At 73.3% G+C, this 21,985-nt stretch carries 17 protein-coding genes and 1 tRNA gene; 6 read left to right on the top strand and 12 right to left on the bottom strand.

Annotated features, from left to right (window positions below; translation table 11 throughout):
• Window positions 1-171 precede the first annotated feature (171 nt).
• A complete protein-coding gene (locus ABZT12_RS03320) occupies window positions 172-4,773 on the top strand; it encodes a PAS domain-containing protein (RefSeq protein WP_356376400.1) in 4,602 nt (1,533 codons plus the stop codon).
• A 13-nt stretch (window positions 4,774-4,786) separates the two neighbouring features.
• Here the strand turns inward: ABZT12_RS03320 and ABZT12_RS03315 are convergent, their stop codons facing one another.
• Window positions 4,787-5,365 carry a TetR family transcriptional regulator gene (locus tag ABZT12_RS03315; protein WP_356376397.1) on the bottom strand — a complete coding sequence of 193 codons (579 nt, stop codon included), beginning with the start codon at window positions 5,363-5,365 and terminating at the stop codon, window positions 4,787-4,789.
• A gap of 252 nt (window positions 5,366-5,617) precedes the next feature.
• On the opposite strand from ABZT12_RS03315, the gene ABZT12_RS03310 reads away from it, so the two are divergent.
• Window positions 5,618-6,823 (top strand): MFS transporter, encoded by a 1,206-nt coding sequence (locus ABZT12_RS03310; protein ID WP_356376394.1) that lies wholly within the window; start codon window positions 5,618-5,620, stop codon window positions 6,821-6,823.
• Between the two features lie 83 nt (window positions 6,824-6,906).
• Here the strand turns inward: ABZT12_RS03310 and ABZT12_RS03305 are convergent, their stop codons facing one another.
• From ABZT12_RS03305 to ABZT12_RS03270, 8 genes are all read right to left on the bottom strand, one after another.
• Complete coding sequence (locus ABZT12_RS03305; protein ID WP_356376391.1) at window positions 6,907-8,562, bottom strand: long-chain fatty acid--CoA ligase; 1,656 nt, start codon at window positions 8,560-8,562, stop codon at window positions 6,907-6,909.
• Between the two features lie 110 nt (window positions 8,563-8,672).
• On the bottom strand, window positions 8,673-9,251 hold the full coding sequence (locus ABZT12_RS03300) for a SigE family RNA polymerase sigma factor (RefSeq protein ID WP_356376388.1): 579 nt from the start codon (window positions 9,249-9,251) through the stop codon (window positions 8,673-8,675).
• Between the two features lie 147 nt (window positions 9,252-9,398).
• On the bottom strand, window positions 9,399-10,565 hold the full coding sequence (locus ABZT12_RS03295; RefSeq protein ID WP_356376385.1) for a lipid-transfer protein: 1,167 nt from the start codon (window positions 10,563-10,565) through the stop codon (window positions 9,399-9,401).
• A complete protein-coding gene (locus ABZT12_RS03290) occupies window positions 10,562-11,002 on the bottom strand; it encodes a MaoC family dehydratase (RefSeq protein ID WP_356376721.1) in 441 nt (146 codons plus the stop codon). The genes ABZT12_RS03295 and ABZT12_RS03290 overlap by 4 nt, the downstream gene beginning before the upstream one ends.
• 8 nt (window positions 11,003-11,010) lie before the next feature.
• The gene (locus tag ABZT12_RS03285; protein WP_356376382.1) at window positions 11,011-12,111 is read right to left on the bottom strand and encodes an acyl-CoA dehydrogenase family protein; all 1,101 of its coding nucleotides are present in this window, start codon (window positions 12,109-12,111) and stop codon (window positions 11,011-11,013) included.
• A 1-nt stretch (window position 12,112) separates the two neighbouring features.
• Window positions 12,113-13,108, bottom strand: coding sequence for a bifunctional MaoC family dehydratase N-terminal/OB-fold nucleic acid binding domain-containing protein (locus ABZT12_RS03280; protein ID WP_356376718.1), 996 nt, complete (start codon window positions 13,106-13,108; stop codon window positions 12,113-12,115).
• Between the two features lie 56 nt (window positions 13,109-13,164).
• Window positions 13,165-14,502, bottom strand: coding sequence for an acyl-CoA dehydrogenase family protein (locus ABZT12_RS03275; RefSeq protein WP_356376379.1), 1,338 nt, complete (start codon window positions 14,500-14,502; stop codon window positions 13,165-13,167).
• Between the two features lie 206 nt (window positions 14,503-14,708).
• Window positions 14,709-15,020 carry a hypothetical protein gene (locus tag ABZT12_RS03270; protein WP_356376376.1) on the bottom strand — a complete coding sequence of 104 codons (312 nt, stop codon included), beginning with the start codon at window positions 15,018-15,020 and terminating at the stop codon, window positions 14,709-14,711.
• Window positions 15,021-15,387: 367 nt separating this feature from the next.
• Here ABZT12_RS03270 and ABZT12_RS03265 point away from each other — a divergent pair, with 367 nt between their 5' ends.
• Complete coding sequence (locus tag ABZT12_RS03265) at window positions 15,388-16,272, top strand: bifunctional DNA primase/polymerase (protein WP_356376373.1); 885 nt, start codon at window positions 15,388-15,390, stop codon at window positions 16,270-16,272.
• Window positions 16,273-16,453: 181 nt separating this feature from the next.
• Here ABZT12_RS03265 and ABZT12_RS03260 read toward each other — a convergent pair.
• Together ABZT12_RS03260 and ABZT12_RS03255 are read right to left on the bottom strand one after the other, a co-directional pair.
• Window positions 16,454-16,540: transfer RNA gene (locus tag ABZT12_RS03260), tRNA-Ser, on the bottom strand.
• 64 nt (window positions 16,541-16,604) lie between these two features.
• Window positions 16,605-18,188: a trypsin-like peptidase domain-containing protein gene (locus tag ABZT12_RS03255; RefSeq protein WP_356376370.1), complete on the bottom strand. Its 1,584-nt coding sequence runs from the start codon at window positions 18,186-18,188 to the stop codon at window positions 16,605-16,607.
• Between the two features lie 258 nt (window positions 18,189-18,446).
• Between ABZT12_RS03255 and ABZT12_RS03250 the strand changes: the two genes are divergently transcribed.
• From ABZT12_RS03250 to ABZT12_RS03240, 3 genes are all read left to right on the top strand, one after another.
• Window positions 18,447-19,292: a glycerophosphodiester phosphodiesterase gene (locus ABZT12_RS03250; RefSeq protein ID WP_356376367.1), complete on the top strand. Its 846-nt coding sequence runs from the start codon at window positions 18,447-18,449 to the stop codon at window positions 19,290-19,292.
• A gap of 130 nt (window positions 19,293-19,422) precedes the next feature.
• Window positions 19,423-20,061 carry an ATP-binding protein gene (locus ABZT12_RS03245; RefSeq protein WP_356376364.1) on the top strand — a complete coding sequence of 213 codons (639 nt, stop codon included), beginning with the start codon at window positions 19,423-19,425 and terminating at the stop codon, window positions 20,059-20,061.
• Between the two features lie 127 nt (window positions 20,062-20,188).
• Window positions 20,189-21,154 (top strand): DUF5926 family protein, encoded by a 966-nt coding sequence (locus ABZT12_RS03240; protein ID WP_356376361.1) that lies wholly within the window; start codon window positions 20,189-20,191, stop codon window positions 21,152-21,154.
• A gap of 244 nt (window positions 21,155-21,398) precedes the next feature.
• On the opposite strand, the gene ABZT12_RS03235 is transcribed toward ABZT12_RS03240, so the two are convergent.
• Window positions 21,399-21,977, bottom strand: coding sequence for a hypothetical protein (locus tag ABZT12_RS03235; protein WP_356376358.1), 579 nt, complete (start codon window positions 21,975-21,977; stop codon window positions 21,399-21,401).
• Window positions 21,978-21,985 lie beyond the last annotated feature (8 nt).

Raw genomic sequence — 21,985 nt, 5'->3', positions numbered from 1 at the left:
CGGTCAGCGGGCGGTCACACGTTCTGCATCAAATCGGCGTGCGACCTCCCTCTCATCCGGCGCCGCGAGCGGGACCTCTGCGCTTAGACTCCGTCGCGTGACACGTCGCGGGCAGGTTGGCAAGATGGCCTCCGCGGTCGGCAAGGTGCGGTAACAGGGAGGAAGCGTCTCGTGAGCAGCAGGCCATCCCGAGGCGCTGCTCGCCTCGCGGCGATACTCGACGCTCTCCCCGACGCGTTGGTACTGGTCAACGCCAACGGGACCGTCGTCAACGCCAACACCATCGCCCTGGAGGCCTTCGAGGCCCCCGGCACCGCCCTGGTCGGGCGCGGACTCCTCGACCTGCTCCCGGAGTTCGACTCCCGGCTCATCCCGGGGTCGATGCGGCGCCCCGACTCCATGGATCCGCGCGGGCGCACCAAGCCCAACCGGATGACGGCCCGCCGCACCGACGGCAGCGAGTTCCCGGTCGAGGTCACCAGCGCGAACCTGGAGAACGGGCAGCAGGCGTACGACGGTTACGGCTACACCTCCGACGAACTGCTCATGATCGTCGTACGGGATCTCTCGGGCACCGTGGACACCGAGGCCGAACTGGCGCGGTCGCAGCGGCAGACCGAGATGATCCTGCGGGCCGCGTCCGAGGGTGTCGTGGGGACGGACACCGACGGGCGGGTCGTCCTGGTCAACCCGGCCGCCGCCCAGATCCTCGGTTACCGCGCCAGCGACCTCGGCGGCCGGGAGCTGCACACGCTCGTGCTGCACTCGCGGGCCGACGGCAGCCCGTTCCCGTACGAGGAGTCACCGCTCGCCGACACCCTGCGCTCCGGGCGCAAGCACCGGGTGCGCGGGCAGGTGCTCTACGCCAAGAGCGGTGCCCAGGTGCCGGTCGATCTGACGACCGCGCCCGTGCGCGACGGGGACCAACTGGTCGGCGCGGTGATGACGTTCACCGACCGGCGGCCCTACGACTCGCTCGCCGAGGAGAAGGACGCGGCGGACAGGGCGCACCAGGAGGAACTGGAGCGGCTCGAAGAGGACCACGCCTCCGAGCTGACCGCCCTGCGCCAGAAGCACGTCACCGAGGTGGAGGAGCTGCGCGAGCTGCACGAGGAGGAGCTCGCGGCCGGCGAGGAGCGGTACGCGGCGCTCGGCGAGCGGGAGAAGGACCGCTACGAGGCGCTCGCCGGCCGGCACGAGCAGCTGCTGACGCTGCTCGGGCGTTCGCTGCGCGGCCCCCTGGACGAGCTGCGCCGTGAACTGGCCACCCTCGCCGCCGACGACGCCGGGCAGCTGTGGCCCGAGGCCAACCAGGTGCTGCACCACCTTTCGGCGGGGTACTCGCGCATCACCCAGCTCATCGACAACGTCCTCGACTACCAGCGGATCGACGCCGGCACGGAGGACATCGTCCGTACGAAGGTGATGCTGGACGCCGTCGTCGCCGCCGGGGTCGACGGGGCCGTGGAACTGATCGGGCCCGGGCGGGTGCAGTTCGCCGTGCACGCCCCGCCCATCGAGGCCGAGGTCGACCCGCGGCTGCTCGCGACCGCGCTCGCGCATCTCGTCGCGGATGTCGCGGGCGTCGACGCGACCGGCAACTCGCCGGTGTCGGCGGGCGGTTACCTGGACAACACCGTGGTCGTGGCGGCGGCGCAGCGCGGCGCGGTGGTACGGATCGAGGTGCGCGGGCCGTACGCCGGCGGCGACCCCGTCCACGAGCCGATCGTGCGCGGGATCGTCCGCGCGCACGGCGGTGTGCTGCAAACGCATGACGTACCGGGGATGAGCGGCAACGCCTACGTCCTCGAAGTCCCCATCGGGGGCGGGGCGGGAGCCGTGGCCGCGCCCGTCGCCGAGGCCGCGGGGAACGGTGGCGGCGCCGAGATCGCGCTGGCCGAGCCGGACCACGGTGGCGGCGGCCGGCGCCGGGCCCGGCGTTCGTCGGTGGACGCGTTCCTGGACAGCGAGGGGGCGGCCGACGGCGCCGACGACTCGGAGGCCGCCGGTGGACCCACCGGCCGGCGCAGGAGGCGTACGGCGGAGGAGTCGGCGGCAGCGGCAGCGGACGACGCGGGCTCCGACGACGGTTCCGGCGGCACCGGGCGGCGGCGCGGACGGTCGGCCGAGATCGCCCCCGTGGGCGCGGGTGACGTCGGGGCCGGCGGGGTGTCCGAGGGTGCCGTCGTCATGGCGGGGGAGCAGGCCGGTACGGCCGCGGCCGGTACCGGGCTTGGCGGGACCGTACCGCCGCAGGGTGTGCCGGGCGGCCGAAGGGCGGGGCGCGACGGGGACGAGCCGCAGGCTCTGCCGGCCGCGCTGCCCGCGGGCGGTGGTGCCGACACCGGCACGGACGAGGTTCTCGGCGCGGACGGTGAGCCGACCGGGCGGCGACGGCGGGCGCTGGCCGCGGCGGCGGAGCGGGCGGCCGCACAGGACGCGGGTGCCCGTACGGTCTTCGCGCTGCCGCCCGCCGAGGCGGACCGCGGGCCGGACGAGACGGGCGGTCACGGTCAGGCGCAGGTCCTGGGCGACGTTCCGCCGGGGGGCGTGCGGGACGAGGGGCGGCACGACGCCGTGCCCCACGACCAGTCCGACGACCACACCCCGCCCCAGCCGCACCCCTCGGACGCTCCCACGGGCCGTCGCCGCCGGGCGGTGGCCCAGCGAGCGGAGGGCGGCGCGGTTCCCGCGCAGGGGACTTCGGCGGAGGAGTTCCAGGCGGACGGGTTCCCGGCGGAGGCAGTTCCCGCCCAGGCCGTGGCTGAGCGGGGCGTGGCCCGGCAGGGCGTGCAGGGCCAGGCGGCTCCGGGTGCCCAGGGACCGGAGGGTCAGGTGCCGCCCGGTGTCCTGGGTCACGTGGCCCCGACGGGCCGGCCGGTGCAGTCCGGGCAGGTCGGACAACTCGCCTCGCAGCAAGCGGAGTTGGGGCTGGCGGCCGTGAACCGGGCGGCCGGGCCGGCCGGGCCGGGACAACCCGTCGCAGGGCAGCCCGCCGTGGGCCGGCCCGTCGTAGGCCAGTTCCCGGTGGGCCGGACGGGGCCCGGACAGCCCGCCGCGGCGCAGACATCCCAGGGGCAGGCGCCTCAAGGGCGGGCTCCGCAAGGGCAGTTGGGTCAGGGACAGGTGGCGCCCGGGCAGCCCGCCCTCGGCCAGGCGGTCGGGGGTCAGGCCCCCGGAGGGGCGCGGCCCGCCGCCGTACCGAACTCCGCGCAGAACTTCACCGCGCAGGGTGCCCCTGGGCAGGGCGTGCCGGGGCACGGCGGGTCCGGGCAGGCTCCCGTCCCCGCTCAAGGTCTCCCCGCTCAAGGTCTCCCCGCTCAAGGTCTCCCCGCACAGGGCGCCCCGGGGCAGCCGATCGCGCCGCAGGGCGTTCCGGGTCAGGGTGCCCCCGAGCAGCCTGTCCCCGGGCGGCCGGTGCCCGCGCAGGGTCTTCCCGTCCAAGGTGGTCCGGGGCGGCCGATCGCGCCGCAGGGCGCTCCGGGTCAGGGTGCCCCCGGGCAGCTCCCCGCGCAGGCCGCCCCGTCTCCGAGCCCCGTTCCGGCCACCGGATCCGTCGCCCCGGCGGCTTCGGGCGCCCCCCTTCCCGCCGAGCACGGGGCACCGCAGCCCCGGGCCGCCCAGCCGTTGCCCCCCGAGGCGGGCGGGGCCGTGGACCCCAACTCGACGCAGGGGCGGGCGATCAGCGTGCGGACGTTGGGGCAGGGGGTGCCGTTCACTCGGCAGGCCGCGCAGGTGCAGCAGCCGACGGCGACGCCTCCCCCGCATCAGCCGGGCGGCTCGGGGCGCCGGCGGAAGCTGGGGACCCGGACCGACCCGGCCGCGTCCGCACCCGAGCAGGGGCGCCGTCCGCAGCCGCAGGCCGACCTGCCGGCCCAGCCCTCGCTCGCCGGTCAGTCCCGGCTCGCGCAGGCGACCGACGGTGCCGGGCGGTCGTACGCCATAGGGGCGCCGGACGAGAACGCGGCCGAGGGGCCCGAGCCGCTCGACGGTCCGGGCGGGGCCGTGGAGATCGCGAACACGCCCCGGCCGCAGCAGCGGGACGACGAACTGCCTCCCGAGCCGCTCGACAACCCGCGGCGGCTGCTCGTCTGGCCCGCGCCGGACGTGACGACGACACAGGCGCTGAGCGACCGCGGGTACCGGCCGGTCATCGTGCACTCGCGCGAGGAGGTCGACGCGCAGATCGCCGCGTTCCCGGCCGCCCTGTTCGTGGACCCGCTGACCGGACCGATCACGCGGACGGCGTTGCAGTCGCTGCGGCAGGCCGCCGTGGCCGCCGAGGTGCCGGTGCTCGTCACGGCCGGGCTCGGACAGGCGACGCGCGAGGCGGCCTACGGCGCCGATCCCGCCGTCCTGCTGAAGGCGCTCGCGCCCCGGGACAGTGAGCAGCATCCGCCGCGGGTGCTGCTGATCGAGGAGCACGCGGAGATCGCGCTGGCGCTGACCGCGACGCTGGAGCGGCGCGGGATGCAGGTGGCGCGGGCCGCGAGCGACGCCGACGCGGTGACGCTGGCCGGGCAGCTGCGGCCCAACCTGGTCGTGATGGATCTGATGCAGGTGCATCCGCGCCAGGCCGGGATCGTCGACTGGCTGCGGACCAACGGACAGCTCAACCGCACCCCGCTCGTCGTCTACACGGCCGCCGTCGACGACGCGGACCTGCCGAGGCTGGCGTCGGGCGAGACGGTGCTGTTCCTCGCGGAGCGGTCGACCAGTGACGAGGTGCAGTCGCGGATCGTCGATCTGCTGGCCCGGATCGGCACCAACTGACCGTCGGACACGGCTACTTGGCGATCAGCCGGCGCGCCGCCTCCTTGATCGACTCGCGCAGCCGGTCGTGGTCGGTGTCATCGGCGCCGACCAGGACGCGGCGCATCTGGGGTACGACGACGCCCCAGTTGGCCATCGCGACGAGCAGGAAGAGCAGATCGCGGGCCGGGATCGCGTCGCTGACGACACCCCGGTCCTGGCCGTCCTGGAGGGCGGCGACCTTGAGGGCGTAGTGCTGCTGGCGCTCGGTCTCGTCGGGCAGTTCGGTGCTGCCGTACTCCATGCCCTCCCAGAAGAGGAGGCGCAGCAGTTCGGGGTGGGTCGCGTGGTAGTCCATGAGCCGGTCGATCCAGCCCTCGATGTCGTCCGGGTCGACGGGCAGGGCGACGGCGAGGTTGAGCATGCAGGCGCCGAGGACCTGGGAGAACAGCTCCGCCTTGTTGCCGAAGTAGGCGTAGATGAGCTGTTTGTTGGCCTTGGCCTCGGTGGCGATACGGTCGATGCGGGCGCCCGCGATGCCGTGACGGGCGAACTCGGCGACCGCCGCCTCGAAGATCCGGGCCCTGGTGGCCTCGGGGTCCCTGACTGCCATGACGGCTCCTTCGCTCGCTTGGGACCAGGGTAGCGGCTAAGTAACCAACTGTTTGGTTGACAGGGAATTCGGCGGCGGGGCAGACTGTTCTCACTTCCAACCAACCGGTTAGTTGAGGGGGGCGAGCCGGTCCGACGCCACTCCGGCCCCGAGGCGCACCCACCCGGAGCCACGCCCGCAGCCCGCCGCCCGCCGCCCGCCCGAAAGTTCGCAGTCCCGCAGTCACGCAGGACCGAAGGAGTCCCACCGATCATGTCCTCGGCAACCATCGCCCAGACATCGGCCCGCGGAGCGGCCGGCCCCACGGCCGCCGGCAAGCTCTTCCTGGTCCTCATCGCCGTCTGCACCGCCGTGACGGCCGCCAACATCTACCTCGCGGCCCCGCTGCTCCCCCTCATCGCCCACGACTTCGGCTCGACCCCCTCGGCCGTGGCCTGGATCGCCTCGGTGGCGCAGTTCGGCTACGCGACCGGGCTGCTCTTCTTCGCCCCGCTCGGCGACCGGGTCGACCGGCGCCGCCTGGTCGCCGCCCTCTCCGTGGCGACCGCGGTCGCGCTCATCGGCGCCGCCGCCGCGCCCGGCACCGCCGCGCTCGCGGGCGCGGTCTTCGTCGCCGCCGCCGCGACCGTCGTCCCCCAGCTCCTCGTTCCGCTCGTCGCCGAACGCGCCCCCGCCCACCACCGCGCCCGCCATGTCGCGGCCGTCATCGCCGGGCTCTTCACCGGGATAGTGGCCGCGCGGGTGCTGGGCGGCCTGGTCGGACAGGCCTTCGGCTGGCGCGCGGTGTTCGCCGGCTCGGCCGGGCTGACCCTGCTCCTCGGTCTGGCCACCGCGCTCGCCCTGCCGGCCGAGACCCGCCGCCGCACCGGCCCGCTCTTCGCCGGCCTCACCGCCCTGCCCGGCCTCGTCCGCTCCTCGCCCGACCTATGGCGCGCGTGCCTGCGGCAGGCCGGGATGTTCGGCGCGTGGAGCGCCCTGTGGACCTCGCTCGCCCTGCTCCTGACCGGCACGACCGGCTCGACGTACGGTTTCTCCACCGCGACGGCAGGCCTGTTCGGGCTCTTCGGGCTGACGGCCAGCGCGGTGGCCCCGCTCGCGGGCGGTCTGGTCGACCGGTTCGGCGCGGGCCGGGTCGTAGGGTCCGCGTATCTGCTCGCCGCCGTCTCCGTGCCCCTCTTCTGGCTGGGCGGACAGGTGCTCTGGGCGCTGTGCGTGGCGGCGGTCGCGATCCACGCGGCGCTGGTCGCCTCGCACGTCGCCAACCAGACCCTCGCCCTGACCACCACCTCCGCCCCGGCGACCGCCAACACCGCCTACGTGGTGGCCGGTTTCGCCGGCGGCGCCCTCGCCTCGGCCCTCGCCGGCACGGCGTACACCCACTGGGGCTGGAGCGGGGTGTGCGCGGTGGCGGGTGTGTGGCTGGTGCTCGGGTGGTCCACGACCGCCGCGCGACGGTGACGTGAGCCGACGCCACGAGGGTCCCGGCGGCCGCCGCCCGAAAGAGACGACGGCCGTCCTACGGCGACGACGGCGCCGCTGGGTCAGAGGCGGGTGACGTCCAGGTCGCCGTCGGCGTACCGGCGTCGTAGGACCTTCTTGTCGAACTTGCCGACGCTGGTCTTCGGCACCGACTCGATGATCGTCCAGCGCTCCGGGAGCTGCCACCTGGCGATCCGCACCTCGTCGGCGAGGAAGGTCCGCAGGGACTCGAAGTCGGCGGTGGAACCCTCCCGCAGGACGACGGTGGCCAGCGGACGCTCGCCCCACTTCTCGTCCGGTACGGCGACCACGGCGGCCTCGGTGACGTCCGGGTGGGACATCAGGGCGTTCTCCAGGTCCACCGAGGAGATCCACTCGCCGCCGGACTTGATGACGTCCTTGGCCCGGTCGGTGAGGGTGAGGTAGCCGTCGGGGGAGATGGTGCCGACGTCGCCCGTCTTCAGCCAGCCGTCCTCGCTGAACTTGTCGGCGGGGCGCAGGGGTTCGGCGTCCCGGCCGTTGTAGTAGGCGCCCGCGATCCACGGGCCGCGCACCTCCAGTTCGCCCGCCGACTCGCCGTCCCAGGGCAGGCGCTCGCCGCCGGGGCCGGTGAGGCGGGCCTGGACGGAGGCCGGGAAACGGCCCTGGGTCAGCCGGTACTCCCACTCCCGTTCGGTGCCGACCGCGTGGGCCGGCGGACGGGCGATCGTGCCGAGCGGGGAGGTCTCCGTCATGCCCCAGGCGTGGCAGACCCGCATGCCCAGCCGGTCGAAGGCCTCCATGAGGGACGGGGGACAGGCCGAGCCGCCGATGGTGACCTGGGTGAGGGAGGAGACGTCGCGGGGGCGGGCGTGCAGTTCGGCGAGGAGGCCCTGCCAGATGGTGGGGACGGCGGCGGCGTGCGTCGGCTTCTCCCGCTCGATCATCTCGGCGAGCGGGGCGGGCTGGAGGAAACGGTCCGGCATCAGCATGTTCACGCCGGTCATGAACGTGGCGTGCGGCAGCCCCCACGCGTTGACGTGGAACTGCGGGACCACCACCAGGGACACGTCCTGGTCGGTCAGCCCCATCGACTGGGCCATGTTGACCTGCATGGAGTGCAGGTAGATCGAACGGTGGCTGTAGACCACGCCCTTGGGGTCGCCCGTCGTGCCGGAGGTGTAACACATGGCGGCGGCCCGGCGCTCGTCGAACTCCGGCCAGTCGTACGCGGTCGGACGGCCGGCGAGCAGCTCCTCGTACTCGTGCACGCGCGCGTGGGCACCGTCGAGCAGCGAACGGTCGCCGGGCCCGGACACCACGACGTGCTCCACCGTGGGCAGTTGGGGCAGCAGCGGGGCGAGCAGCGGGAGCAGCGAACCGTTGACGACGACGACCCGGTCGGCCGCGTGGTTGACGATCCACACCAACTGCTCGGCCGGCAGCCGGAGGTTGAGGGTGTGCAGCACCGCGCCCATCGCGGGCACCGCGAAGTACGCCTCGACATGCTCGGCGTTGTTCCACATCAGGGTGGCCACGACGCTGCTCTCGGTCACTCCGAGGTCGTCGCGGAGGGCGCTCGCGAGCTGGGCGGCGCGGTCACCGGTCTCGGCGAAGGTACGGCGCTGGGGTTCCGCCTCGCCGGTCCAGGTGATCACGTGCGACGATCCGTGGACCGCGCGTCCGTGCTCCAGAATCCGGCTGATCAGAAGCGGTACATCTTGCATGGTGCCGTACACAGCGGTCCTCCCGGGGGCGCCGTCGCCACATCGCGACGAGTGGGACGATTCTGCGCACATACCACTCGGTATGTCACTAGGACCGGGTGATCGATCACGGCGCCCGGATGTCAGCGGACCAGGTCGAGCTCCGGGTCCTCACGGAGTTTGCCCAGCGCGCGCGAGACCGCCGACTTCACCGTGCCCACCGACACCCCGAGCACCTCGGCCGTCTGCGCCTCGCTGAGGTCCTCGTAGTACCGCAGGACGACCATCGCCCGCTGCCGCGCGGGCAGTTTCAGGATCGCCCGCCACATCGCGTCGTGCAGCACCTGCTGCTCCGCCGGGTCGGCCGCGCCGCCCGGCTCCGGCTCCGGCAGCTCCTCGCAGGCGAACTCGTCGACCTTGCGCTTGCGCCACTGCGAGGTGCGCGTGTTCAGCAGCGCCCGGCGCACATAACCGTCCAGCGCGCGGTGGTCCTCGATCCGCTCCCAGGCGACGTACGTCTTGGCGAGGGCGGTCTGCAGCAGGTCCTCCGCGTCGCACGGGTTCGCGGTCAGCGACCGCGCGGCGCGCAGCAGCAGCGGCTGCCGGGCCCTGACGTACGACGAGAACGACGGGTACGCGAGCGGCCGCGGTACCCGGGTGGCGGTCCGTGCGGCTGGCCGCGCGGCGGCGTCCGAAGCGCTGGTGCAGACGGCTGTGGTCATGGCTCCACGCTATGAGTGACCCCCGCTCGCGCGGATCGGCCGCAGGTCCCGAAGCCGGGTCCGTCTCAGGTTGTAGGGGTGGGGTCTCCGCCACCTCCTGAAGGTGGAGGAGACCGGGGGAACGTACTACGGGTTCGCCCCTGGGGGTCAGCCGGCCGCGGCGAGGACCAGCCCGGACGTCGGCACCCCGGTGCCCGCGGTCACCAGGACCCGCCCGGCCCCCGGTCGCTGGTTCACGGCGGTGCCGCGCACCTGCCGCACCCCCTCCGCGATCCCGTTCATGCCGTGCAGATACGCCTCCCCCAGCTGCCCGCCGTGCGTGTTCAGCGGCAGCCGCCCCGCGGCGACCCAGTCGGCCGCCTCCCCCCGCCCGCAGAAACCGAACTCCTCCAGCTGCATCAGCACGAACGGGGTGAAGTGGTCGTAGAGGATCGCCACGTCGATCTCGTCCGGGCCGAGGCCCGCCGTCCGCCACAGCTGGCGCGCGACCACGGCCATCTCGGGCAGGCCGGTCAGTCCGTCGCGGTAGAAGCTGGTCATCTGCTCCTGGCCGCGCCCCGAACCCTGGGCCGCCGCCGCGATCACGGCGAGCGGGCACGCCAGGTCGCGGGCCCGCTCCACGGAGGTCACGACGAGCGCCTGGGCGCCGTCGGTCTCCTGGCAGCAGTCCAGCAGGCGCAGCGGTTCGACGATCCACCGGGAGGCCGCGTGCTCGGCGAGGGTGATCGGCCGGCCGTGGAAGTACGCGGCCGGGTTCGTCGCCGCGTGCGCGCGGTCCACCACGGCCACGTGCCCGAACGCCTCCGCGGTCAGGCCGTAGGTGTGCAGATACCGCTGGGCCGCCATCGCCACCCAGGAGGCAGGGGTGAGCAGCCCGAACGGCAGCGCCCAGCCGAGCGCCGCGCCCTCCGCCGACGGCTCCCGGTGGGCCACCCCGGAGCCGAAGCGGCGCCCCGAGCGCTCGTTGAACGCGCGGTAGCAGACCACCACCTCGGCCACGCCCGCCGCCACCGCGAGCGCCGCCTGCTGGACGGTCGCGCAGGCCGCCCCGCCGCCGTAGTGGACCCGCGAGAAGAAGGACAGTTCGCCCATCCCGCACGCCTGGGCCACGGTGATCTCCGGGCTGGTGTCCATCGTGAACGTGACCATCCCGTCCACGTCCGCCGGTGTCAGCCCGGCGTCGTCCAGCGCGGCCCGCACCGCCTCCACGGCGAGCCGCAGCTCGCTGCGGCCGGAGTCCTTGGAGAACTCCGTCGCCCCGATCCCGACGACCGCCGCCCGCCCGCCGAGCGCGTCCCGGCTCCGTACGCTCATGAACCGTCCCTCGTGTGTGTCGTGGACGTCGAGTGCGTCGAGTGCGTCGAGTGCGTCGTGGGCAGGACGAGCGTCACCGTGCCGGTGACGTGGCGGCCGATCGCGTTGGCGCCGACCACGCTCACCGTCGCTGTTCCGCCGTCCACTCGCTCGACTCGGCCCGTCAACACCATCGTGTCGCCGGGGTAGTTGGGCGCGCCGAGCCGGATGGACACCTTGCGGAGCGTGGCCGCCGGGCCGAAGTGGTCCGTGATGTACCGGCCGACCAGGCCGTTGGTCGTCAGGATGTTCATGAAGATGTCGGGGGAGCCCTTCCGCCGAGCCGCCTCGGCGTCGTGGTGCACGTCCTGGTAGTCGCGCGAGGCGATGGCCCCGGCGACGATCAGCGTGCGGGTGACCTCGATCTCCAACGGCGGCAGCGCGTCGCCCGCCCGCACCTCCGCCGTCATGCCCCCGCCTCCCCTTCGGCGATCAACTCGCCCAGTTCTTGCAGCAGTTCCGCGCCGCAGCCCAGATACGCGTCCAGTTGGCGGCCCCACAGGAAGTGGCGGTGGACCGGGTGCCGCAGGTCGGCTCCCGCGCCGCCGTGCAGATGCTGGCCGGCGTGGACGACCCGCTGCCCGGCGTCGGACGCCCACCAGGCGGCGGTCAGCGCGTGGGTGCCGTAGGGCAGCCCGGCGTCCCGGCGCCAGGCCGCCTCGTACGCGGTCACCCGGATCGCCTCGGTGTCCATGTACGCGTCCGCGGCCCGGAGCTGGACCGCCTGCCGGGTGGCCAGCGGACGCCCGAACTGCTCCCGCGAGGTGGTGTGCGCCACGGCCCGCGCGAGCGACCCGGCGCAGACCCCGGCCTGAAGACCGGCGAAGGCGGTACGGGCGGTGGCGAGGACGTCGGAGTAGGCATCGGAGTGGGCGGGGGCGTGGTCGCCGTCCGCTCCCTCGCCGTTCGCTCCCTCGCCGCCGAGCGGTGCGCCGCCGAGCCGCTCGGCGCGTGCCCCGTCGAGTGTCAGCCGCCCCGCCGACCAGGGTGCCGTGAGCTCCACCGGCTCGACCCGTGCGCCGGGTTGTGGGACCGGCGTCAGCCACAGCCGGCGCCGTCCGTCCGCGACGAGGACGTGCGTGGCCTCCCGGAGCCAGGGGACGACGGGCACGGTCCCGGTCAACTCGCCCCGCCCGGACGCCCGTACGCCCCCCTGGGCGGGCAGCGCCCCGCCCACCACCACCGAGCCGTCGCCGATCCCCGGCAGCAGCCGCTCGCGCTGCTCCGCCGAACCGTGCGACGCGACCGCCAGCAGTCCGTACACGCACGTCGACGCGAACGGCACCTGGGCCGTCGTCCGGCCCTGCTCCTCCAGCAGCAGCACCAGGCCGAGGAGCCCCAACTCCGTTACGGCGCCGACCAGTCCGGCCGCGCACAGCGCCTTCCACAGCTCGGGGTCGGTGCCCGTCCCGGCGGCGGCCGGCCGCTCCGGGGCCGCGAGGTCGCCGAAGACCCGGGCGGCGAGTTCGCGGGCCGCCGTCTGCTCCTCCGTAGGCGTGAAGTCCATCTCAGCCCGCACCGCCGACCGCCGCGAAGACCGGGAGCACCAGCGTCCCGCCCTCGTCGGCCTCCCTGTCCGCGCCCTCGTCCGCGCCCTCGTCCTCGTCCGCGTATCGCCGGAACTCCAGCCGCACCGGCAGCCCGATACGGACCTTGTCGTACGGCACTCCGACCACGTTGCTCACGATCCGCACCCCCTCGGCCAGTTCGATCAGGCCGACCGCGTACGGGGGGTCGAAGGCGGGGAAGGGCGGGTGGTGCATGACGACGTACGAGAAGACGGTTCCCTCACCGCTCGCCTCCACGGTGTCCCAGTCCAGGCCGCCGCAGGTGTTGCAGCCCGGCAGCCAGGGGTGGCGGAGCGTGCCGCAGGCGGTGCACCGCTGGATGAGGAGGCGGTGCCGCCGCACGCCCTCCCAGAAGCCCGCGTTGTCCCGGTTGACGACGGGACGCGGACGCCGGGGGCGGGGGAGGGGGCCCGGTTCCTGCCGCCGCGCGGGGGCGTACTTGAGGATGCGGAAGCGGTGCGTGCCCGCGAGGTCGGCGCCGACGCGTATGTCCATGCGGGTGGTGACGAAGTACCCCGTGCCGAGCTTCGTCGTCTTGCGCTCCGAGACCGACTCGATCACCGAGTCGTAGGTGATCGCGTCCCCCGGCCGCAACGGCCGCAGATACTCCTGCTCGCAGTCGGTGGCGACCACCGACGTGCAGCCTGCCGCGTCGAGCAGGCCGAGCAACTCGTCGTAGGGGCCACGGCGTTCGGGGCGGGGGGAGAGGCCGGCCATCGTCCACGCCTGGAGCATCGTGGGCGGGGCGACGGCGTCCGGTCCCCGGTAGGCGGCACCGGTGTCGCCCAGCACCTCGCACCAGTGCCGGATCATCGGCTCGTTGACGGGATCCCAGGCCACGCCCGTGGAATCGGCGGCACGCAGCCCCTCGTACGCCTTGAGCCGTATCCCCAACTCGCCGCCCCCGGGCGCCTCATCGCCGCCGTCACCGCTCACGGTCGCGCCCCCGCGGCCTTCACCGCTCAGGGCCGCCTCCCCGTCGCCCCCGTCGCTCACTGCCGCGCCCCCGTCGCCCCTGTTGCCCCTGTTGCCCCTGTTGCCTTCGTCGCCCTCGTCACTTTGGTCATCCCGAGTCGCATCGTCGCGACGATCTCCCGCTGCACCTCGCTCACCCCGCCCCCGAAGGTGTTGATCTGCGCAGCCCTGTTCAGCCGCTCCAGCTCGCCGTCCCCGAACGCCCCCGGCGACCCCGAACGCACCGACCCGGCAAGACCGTCGGTGCCGAGCACGTGCTGGCAGATGCGGTACACCGCCACCGCCGACTCGGTGCCCGCGACCTTCACGGCGCTCGCGTCGCCGGGGGCCGGGCCGCCCGCCCCGACCGCTCCCACCAGCCGCCAGCTGAGCAGCCGGGTGGCAGCCAACCGGGCCCGCGCCTCGGCCAGTTGCGCACGGACCCAGGGCTGGTCGATACGGCGCTCGCCGGTCACCGGGTCGGGTGCGCGGACGGTTGCCAGCACCGCCGCGTAGAAGTCCTCCGCCTGCATACCGATCGCGGCGAGGGCGACCCGTTCGTGGTTGAGCTGGCTGGTGATGAGCGACCAGCCCTCGTTCTCCGCGCCGACGAGATGACCGCCCGGGACACGCACCCCGTCGTAGTACGTGGCGGTCGTCGTCTGTCCGCCCACCGTCTCGATCGGCGTCCAGGAGAAGCCGGGCGCGTCGGTGGGGACGAGGATGATCGAGATGCCCCGGTGCCTGGGGGCGTCGGGGTCGGTGCGACAGGCGAGCCAGATCCAGTCGGCGTTCTGGGCGTTGGAGGTGAAGATCTTCTGCCCGTCGATCAGCCAGTCGCCACCCTGACCGTCCCGACCGGCCCGACCGGCCCGACTGTCCTGAGCGGCCGGACCGGCCTCGCTGTCCCGACCGTCTTCGCGGACCTCTCCGTTCTCTCCGTCCTCGGGGCGCGTCCGCCGCTGCCGTACGGCCCGGGTCCGCAGGGACGCGAGGTCCGTGCCGGCCGACGGCTCGCTGTAGCCGATCGCGAAGACCAGCTCGCCGCGCAGGATGCGGGGCAGGAACTCGGCCTTCTGGCGCGCGCTGCCGTACTTCATGAGGGTCGGTCCCACCGTGTTGAGCGTGACCATCGAGACCGGTGCGCCGGCCCGGTACGCCTCGTCGAAGAAGACGAACTGCTCGTCCGCGCCCCGCCCTTGACCCCCGTACTCCACCGGCCAGCCGAGGCCGAGGCGACCGTCGGCGCCGATCCGGCGGAGCAGGGCCCGCTGTTCCGCCGGGGCGGTGGGCGGTCCGTCCGGCATCAACTCCGCGAAGTATGCGCGCAGTTCGGCGCGCAGTCGCTGCTGCCGCTCGGTGGGGGCGAGATGCACGACGGCGGCCTCCGTGACGTCGTACGGACGAAGTTTTCTGACTGTCCGTCAGATACCGTGCCCTGTCAAGGTCGTCGCGCTGAGCGCACCAGCGGGACGGCGCCCGCGGAAACGTCTGCGCGGCGGTACCGGAGCACCGCCGCGCAGACGTGTCACGACCCTTGAAGCACTGCCCCGCGCACCCCTACGCGGAGGTCAGCCAGGACTCACCAGAGGTGGCTGAAGCTGACGGCGACGTTGCGGTTTCCCTGGTTGACGGCGGTGAAGGCGGACCCATCGACCTGGGCGGTGTTGTTCTGGTTCGAGGCGTGGGAGCCGACCGCCTGCTGCTGGGTGGTGGCGGAGTTGCCGTCGTTGTCATGTCCGACCCCACTGCCACTGACGGACGCCGCACCCGCGTTCGATCCGTTGCCCGTGAGCGCCCCGTTGTCCGCCACCGCGACGCCGGCGAAGAGGGCGGCTGCCAGAGGGAGGGCGGAGACGGCGGCGATGACGCGGGCGGTACGGATGCTTGCCATGTTGTTCCTCCAGAACGGGGTACGCCCCGGCTTCCTCGCCGGACGCATCACAAGTACGGCTTCTGCCTGGGCGGTTGGCCGGCCGCCCCGGTGCTGTGCACGACGTCGCGCAACCAGAGTTGCCCACGCCCTCCCGCTCGAACCACCCCGCAGGCCGCAATTACCCCTCAAGCGTGATGACATGTCGATAAACCCCTTCACTCACCGAAAAGCGCCGGTTCGGGACAGGCGAGGGCGGCTCGGACACCCGGCCCCGGACACGACTAAGGGCGAATCGTTCCGCCACGCCCCCGCTCACCCGCCCTCACCCTCGCCGGGCCGCGCCACCCCTCTTCCCTTTCTCGAACGCACGTACGAAACTGAACCCATGGCCCCCACCGACCGGCAGGCCACGACGCTGGCCCTGGCCCTCGCACACGCCCTGTCCGCCGCCGAACGCGGACTGGCCGTCATCCCCCTCTCCCGGACGAAACTGCCGGCCCTGCGCTCCCCGCACCACGACGGCCCCGGCCCCGCGAGCCCGCCCTGCCACGGCGCGTGTGGCCGCCCCGGCCACGGGGTGTACGACGCCTCGACCGACCCGGCACGCGTCCGCGCCCTGTTCGCCGCCGCACCCTGGGCCACCGGCTACGGCATCGCGTGCGGACTGCCCCCGCACCACCTGATCGGCGTCGACCTCGACACGAAGACCGGCACGGACGCCTCCGCCGCGCTGCGCGAACTCGCCCTCCGGCACCTCTTCACGATCCCCGCCACCGTCGTCGTCCTGACCCCCAGCGGCGGACGCCACCTCTGGCTGAGCGGCCCACCGGACGTCGTCGTCCCCAACTCCGCCGGCCGCCTCGCCCCCGGCATCGACATCCGAGGCGCCGGCGGCTACCTCGTCGGCCCCGGCTCCCGCACCGCCCACGGCGTCTACGCCACCGCGCCAGGCACCGCCCACCTCGCCCCCGCCCCCTGCCCGCCCTCGCTCCTGCGCCTCCTGCTGCCCCCGCCCAGGAGCCACCACCCCACCCCCGCCGCCGTCGGCCGACACGGCCAGGGCCTGGTCCAGTTCGTCCTCGCCGCCCACGAGGGCCAGCGCAACACCCGCCTCTACTGGGCAGCCTGCCGCGCCTACGAGAACGGCATCGGCCCCGCCCTGGTCGCCCCCTTGATCGAAGCCGCCCGCAGCACAGGCCTCACCACACACGAGGCCCGCACGACCATCGCGTCGGCGGCCCGGATGACTGGGGGGCGGGGGCGGGGGTGAGTGCGGTCGGCCAGGGGGCCGGCCCATGCGCGGCCCTGATCCCGGCCCACAGATGGCCCATACCTACTGGTCAGAACCGGGATACGGGCGATCGCGAACCAGGGTGAGAGAGCGTGAACACCGAAGGGGCGCCACTCCCAGGAGTGGCGCCCCTTCTGACCTGCAAGGCTTCTGACCTCGGCGGAGGCGGTGGGATTTGAACCCACGGTCACATCGCTGCGACGACGGTTTTCAAGACCGTTCCCTTAGGCCGCTCGGGCACGCCTCCCCGCGCGGTCCGTGATCGACTGCGCGGGGACAAGACTAACCGGTCGGGGCGGGGCCTCGGGGCGTCAGTTGTCGCCGACCCGGGAGCCCAGGGTCAGGTCGACCGTGTGCTGCGAGCCGTCCCGCTTGTAGGTGATCTTGACCTTGTCGCCGGGCTTGTGGGTCCAGATCTCGCCGATCAGGGTCGGGCCGCTGTCGATCACCGAGTCGTCGAGCTTGGTGATGACGTCGCCGGGCTTGAGGCCGGCCTTGGCCGCGGGGCCGCCGGTCTCGACCGAGGAGGCGCCGCTGGCGCCCTGGGCGGTGATGGTCGCGCCGGCGGTGCTGTCCTCCAGGGAGACCGACGCGCCGATCTTGGCGTAGACGGGCTTGCCGGTGGCGATCAGCTGCTGGGCCACGTACTTGGCCTGGTTGATCGGGATGGCGAAGCCCAGACCGATCGAGCCGGACTGGGTGGTGCCGCCGAGGCCGCCGCTGCTGCCGGTCGACTGGATCGCGGAGTTGATGCCGATCACCGAGCCCTGGGCGTTGAGGAGCGGGCCGCCGGAGTTGCCGGGGTTGATGGAGGCGTCGGTCTGCAGGGCGCTCATGTACGACGCCTTGCTGGTGGAGCTGCCGTCGCTGGAGGCGACCGGGCGGTTCTTGGCGCTGATGATGCCCGTGGTCACCGTGTTGGAGAGGCCGAAGGGGGCGCCGATGGCGATGGTCTCGTCGCCGACGGCCACCTGGTCGGAGTTGCCGAGGGAGAGCGGCTTGAGATCGCTGGGGGCGTTCTTGAGCTTGATGACCGCGACGTCGTAGCCCTGGGCGTGGCCGACGATCTCGGCGTTGTACTTCTTGCCGTTCGGGAACGTCGCGGTGAGCTTGCCGCCGTCGACCGCGTCCGCGACGACGTGGTTGTTGGTGACGATGTGGCCCTGGGTGTCGAAGACGAAGCCGGTGCCGGTGCCGCCGGTGCCGCTGGTGCTCTCCGCCTCGATGGTGACCGTGCTGGGCAGCGACTTGGCGGCCACCCCCGCCACCGTGCCCGGGTCGCGCTTGACCGAGCTGCCGCCGCCGCTGTCGGAGGCGGAGACGGTGGTGGAACTGCCGTTGTCGTCGTTGTTCTTGGCCAGGGTGTAGCCGAGGCCGCCGCCCAGGCCGCCCGCGACGAGCGCCGCGATCAGCACCGCGGCGAGCAGGCCGCCGCGTCCGCCGCCGGACTTGTGCGCCGGCTGCTGCTGGTACGACGAGCCCCAGCCGCCGCCCGCGCCCTCGCCTCCGCCGGCGTACGGGTCGGAACCCGCGCCCGCGCCGCCGTCCGCGTAACCGCCCGGAGCGGCGTGCGCCCCGCTCTCGGCGTAACCGCCCGCGCCCGCGTGCGCGCCGCTGTCGGCGTACGACGGGGTGGCCGGCGGCGGGGGCGGCCAGGAGGCGTCGGGGCCCGGCCCGGCGCTGTGGCTCTGAGGGGCGCCCGGCGCGGCGTACGCGGGGGCCGGGGCGCCGTAGGGCTGGTCGTGCTCCGGGGCGCCGGCGGGCACCGGCGGGAGCTGGGTGGTCGGCGCGCCTGCCTGGGGCGCCGGCTGCGGGGAAGCTGCGGGAGATTCCACCGGCACGGGAGGTGCGGACGGGGCGGGGGGTACCGCAGTGCCCTCGTTCTCGGTGCTCACAGCTCTTCTCCTCGGTCCACGGCTGTTGTTCTCGGTAGCATGCGGTCACGCCCGTTCACGCTTGTCGACTGTCCGGCGCGAAACAGCTGTGCATGTGCTTTTGTATGCCGTCAGCTTTTCCCACCGGACGTCAGAGCACCATAAGCGGTACCTGTGGGTCCAGGGCGATCCCTTATATGGGTTGTTTCCTGCCAAAAAGGCGTATAGGTAGGCCTTCTTGGTTCCGCGTATACCCCTCCGCGGTGGCACCATGACGCGGTGACCCACGCACGGCAGCACCGGATTCGAGTCGTCGCCCACCGCGGAGCCTCCGAAGAGGCCCCCGAGCACACGCTCGCCGCCTACAAGAAGGCGATCGAGGACGGTGCGGACGCCCTCGAATGCGATGTACGGCTGACCGCGGACGGCCATCTCGTCTGCGTCCACGACCGGCGCGTCAACCGTACGTCCAACGGACGCGGCGCGGTCTCGGCGCTGGAGCTCGCCGATCTGACGGCCCTGGACTTCGGTTCCTGGAAGTCCCGCGAGTCCTGGAAGACGCGGGACGAGGAGCCGGACTGGGAGCACCTGCCCGAGGACCGCGGTGACACGTCCGTGCTGACGCTGGAGCGGCTGCTGGAACTCGTCGCGGACGCGGGGCGACCGGTCGAGCTGGCCATCGAGACGAAGCATCCGACGCGCTGGGCGGGGCAGGTCGAGGAGCGGCTGCTGCTCCTCCTGAAGCGCTTCGGACTGGACGCGCCGGCCTCGGCCGCCGAGTCGCCGGTGCGGGTGATGAGTTTCTCGGCGCGTTCGCTGCACCGGGTGCGGGCCGCCTCGCCGACGCTGCCGACGGTCTACCTGCTGCAGTTCCTCTCGCCCCGGCTGAGGGACGGACGTCTTCCGGCCGGTGTCCGGATCGCGGGCCCCTCGATCCGCATCGTGCGCAATCACCCTGCGTATATCGAGCGGCTGAAAAACGCCGGTCACCAGGTGCACGTGTGGACGGTGAACGAGCCCGAGGACGTCGATCTCTGCGTTGACCTGGGCATTGACGCCATCATCACCAATCGCCCGGGCTCTGTTCTGAGCCAGCTCGGCCGCGGAATGGGAACGACCTCATAAAAACCCCCAAACACCCTTGACCCGGTGGCCCCACCTGCACCATCCTCCGAACTCGGCCACACCATCGAAAACAAGCCACCCGATTACGGGGAGTGCTCCGGCGCGTTCGTTGCGTATTCGATCGGGGTGAATGCGTCACGGAACGTTGCCTGCCCGGTTTCCGGTTCAGGCCAATGGGGCATCCACACCGTGGTGTGGGGCGAAGGAGGTCTCGGGGGTGGCGTTGGTGGTGGCACAGGAAGTGCCCGCGTCGTCGAGCATGGCCGTAACCCATGGCCCTGCGGGCGTGGGCAAGGCGCGACACCGCATGCGCGATCAACTGCGCACGGGCGGAGTGTCGGAAGCGGTCATCGACGATGCCGTACTGATCCTTTCCGAACTTCTCAGCAATGCGTGCAAGCACGGCCGGCCCCTGGGCGACGCCCTGGCCGGGGACGGCGACGTGCGGTGCGCCTGGCGCGTGGAGACCGGCGGACGGCTCACCGTCGAGGTGACGGACGGCGGCGGCCCGACCCGCCCGGCTCCGGCCACCCCCTCGGTCACCGCGCACGGCGGTCGCGGGCTGAACATCATCTCCGCGCTGGCCGACGACTGGGGTGTCCGGGACGACACCCGGGGCGAGGTCACCGTGTGGGTCGTCGTCCACGACGACGTCCATGATCCGGATGCCGGGCAGCCGTGCGGCGACTTCGCTACGCGCGTCACCGCGCCGCCGGTTCCCGCGATCACGGGGCTGGACTTCGCGGGCGCCTTCGACGACCTGGACTGAGCGAGTGCCCGCCGGAGCGCGGCCGGTGCCGTGAGCGGGCGGGTTGTCCACAGGCTCCCGTCGACCACGGCATGAGCGGCTAGGCTCCCGCCCGTACCAGACGAGCCGTAACCGGGAGACACCCACGATGGCCAAGAAGCGACCCCAGACCACGGCCCGGCGGCCACAGCCCAGCGACCAAGAGGTCCCGGTCGTCGGTGCGCGCGAGCCCTGCCCCTGCGGCAGCGGCCGCCGTTACAAGGCCTGTCACGGCCGCGCCGCCGCGCACGCGGTGACCGAGCTGGTGCAGCGCCCCTTCGAGGGACTGGCCGGCGAGGGCGACTGGGTCGCGCTGCGCGAGCTGGTGCCCGCCGCCACGGCCGCGCTGCCCCTGAAGGGCGGCCTGCCCGAGGGCGTCCCGTCGGTCACGCTCGCCACCGTGCTGCCGATGGCCTGGCCGGCCCTGCGCCGCGACGACGGCTCGGTCCTGCTCGGCCTGCAGAACGACACGGCCTCCGGTGACATCAGCCGCGACCTCGCCGACACCCTCCGGCGCGCGCTCGTCGCCGAGCCGGGCACGCCGGTCCAGGCCCGCCGCGCCCCGGCCGACGGTCCCCGGCTGCAGGATCTGCTGGACCCGGAAGGCGTCTTCGAGCCAGTTGTGCACACCGGGTTCGAGTTCTGGGTCCCGGAGGCGGAGAACGCGACCCCGGACGTGACCGCCTCCCTGGAGCGCGCCAACGCCGCCGCCGTCCCGACCGTACGGCTCCAGGGCGTGGACGGCGCCTACTGGTGCGAGACGCCGGACAAGAACCATCTGCGCTGGGTGATGCCGTACCCGGAGGAGCAGCTTCTGGACGCTCTCGCGCGGCTGCACGCGGACGGCCGCTCCGGTCTGGGCGAGGGCACCCGCCTGGTGGGCTCCTTCCGCGCGCACGGGCTCACCGTGCCGGTCTGGGACCTGCCGAGCGGGGTCACCGCGGACGACATCGAGAAGCCGGCCACCGAGTTCGCGGAGCGGCTCACCGCGGCCCTGGCCACGGACGAGCCCCTCACCACCGCCGAGCGCCGCGCGCGCGGCGGGCTGACCAACCGACAGGTCACGCTCAGCTGACGCACAGCGCCGGCCACCCCGTGTGACCGGCCTGCCGAGGAGTCGGACAGCTCCGTCCGCTCCGATGACTCCTGTCACAACTCCCCATCGTGGCAAGGGAGTCGGTGTCTGAATAGCCGAGATCGAATTTGCGAACCGCCGATCTCTTGTTACCGTTCGAGTAGCCCGGTTGCTGGTGCATCCCCCGTCGCCAGCAACCGGGTCTTCTCATCTGCACCGCCGTTGTACGTCCTGAAGCGGATCGTCAACTGGCCCCAGCCGCCGCCGAGTTGCTCCCTGAACGGAGCAACAGCGGCCCGCCCCCGCCGGCTCCCGCGAACTCCGCGACCGCCGTGTACCCGGCCAACTCCCCCTCGGTGCGGCGCCGCGGTGTCTCGCACAGCCCCGGCTCGTCCTCCGTGCTCACGGCGCAGCGCATCTGCACCGTACGGCTGCCCGGCCCCATGAGGCTCAGCACCGCGTCCAGGTCGCCGCCGGTCGCGTTCCGGTAGTAGGTGCGCGCCCAGGTCTCCGTACCCTGCGTCATCACACAGGTCTGCGCCTCGATGCCGTCGGGGGTGGAGAGCGGGGGCCCGCAGCGGGCCGCGGTGGCGAGACCCAGGCCGAGCAGGAGCGGCGAGCGGCGGGGTGCGGCGGACGGCGCCGGGCGGTCGTCGTGGGCGGCGGAACGGACGGCGGCGGACCCCTCGGCGCCCGCCGGCCCCGCGGGGCCGGCGGAGGCGACGGCGAGAGGCAGCGCGACCGCGCACACCACGACCCCCGCCAGGGCGAGCAGACGGACTCTTCGGGGGTCCGTGGATCGCCCACCGGAATGACGCAGCATGAAGCGGA

Source organism: Streptomyces sp. NPDC005423, assembly GCF_040606415.1.
In the GTDB taxonomy this organism is placed as follows: Bacteria; Actinomycetota; Actinomycetes; order Streptomycetales; family Streptomycetaceae; genus Streptomyces.
The sequence above is the reverse complement of the archived record's forward strand: the minus strand, read 5'-3'. Positions and strand labels throughout refer to the sequence as shown.

Bases quoted from the DNA above. Each gene is read 5' to 3' on its own strand.
- ABZT12_RS03315 (WP_356376397.1), bottom strand. From the start codon at position 5,365: ATGGCAGTCAGGGACCCCGAGGCCACCAGGGCCCGGATCTTCGAGGCG.
- ABZT12_RS03310 (WP_356376394.1), top strand. From the start codon at position 5,618: ATGTCCTCGGCAACCATCGCCCAGACATCGGCCCGCGGAGCGGCCGGC.
- ABZT12_RS03300 (WP_356376388.1), bottom strand. From the start codon at position 9,251: ATGACCACAGCCGTCTGCACCAGCGCTTCGGACGCCGCCGCGCGGCCA.
- ABZT12_RS03295 (WP_356376385.1), bottom strand. From the start codon at position 10,565: ATGAGCGTACGGAGCCGGGACGCGCTCGGCGGGCGGGCGGCGGTCGTC.
- ABZT12_RS03285 (WP_356376382.1), bottom strand. From the start codon at position 12,111: ATGGACTTCACGCCTACGGAGGAGCAGACGGCGGCCCGCGAACTCGCC.
- ABZT12_RS03270 (WP_356376376.1), bottom strand. From the start codon at position 15,020: ATGGCAAGCATCCGTACCGCCCGCGTCATCGCCGCCGTCTCCGCCCTC.
- ABZT12_RS03265 (WP_356376373.1), top strand. From the start codon at position 15,388: ATGGCCCCCACCGACCGGCAGGCCACGACGCTGGCCCTGGCCCTCGCA.
- ABZT12_RS03245 (WP_356376364.1), top strand. From the start codon at position 19,423: ATGCGTCACGGAACGTTGCCTGCCCGGTTTCCGGTTCAGGCCAATGGG.
- ABZT12_RS03240 (WP_356376361.1), top strand. From the start codon at position 20,189: ATGGCCAAGAAGCGACCCCAGACCACGGCCCGGCGGCCACAGCCCAGC.
- ABZT12_RS03235 (WP_356376358.1), bottom strand. From the start codon at position 21,977: ATGCTGCGTCATTCCGGTGGGCGATCCACGGACCCCCGAAGAGTCCGT.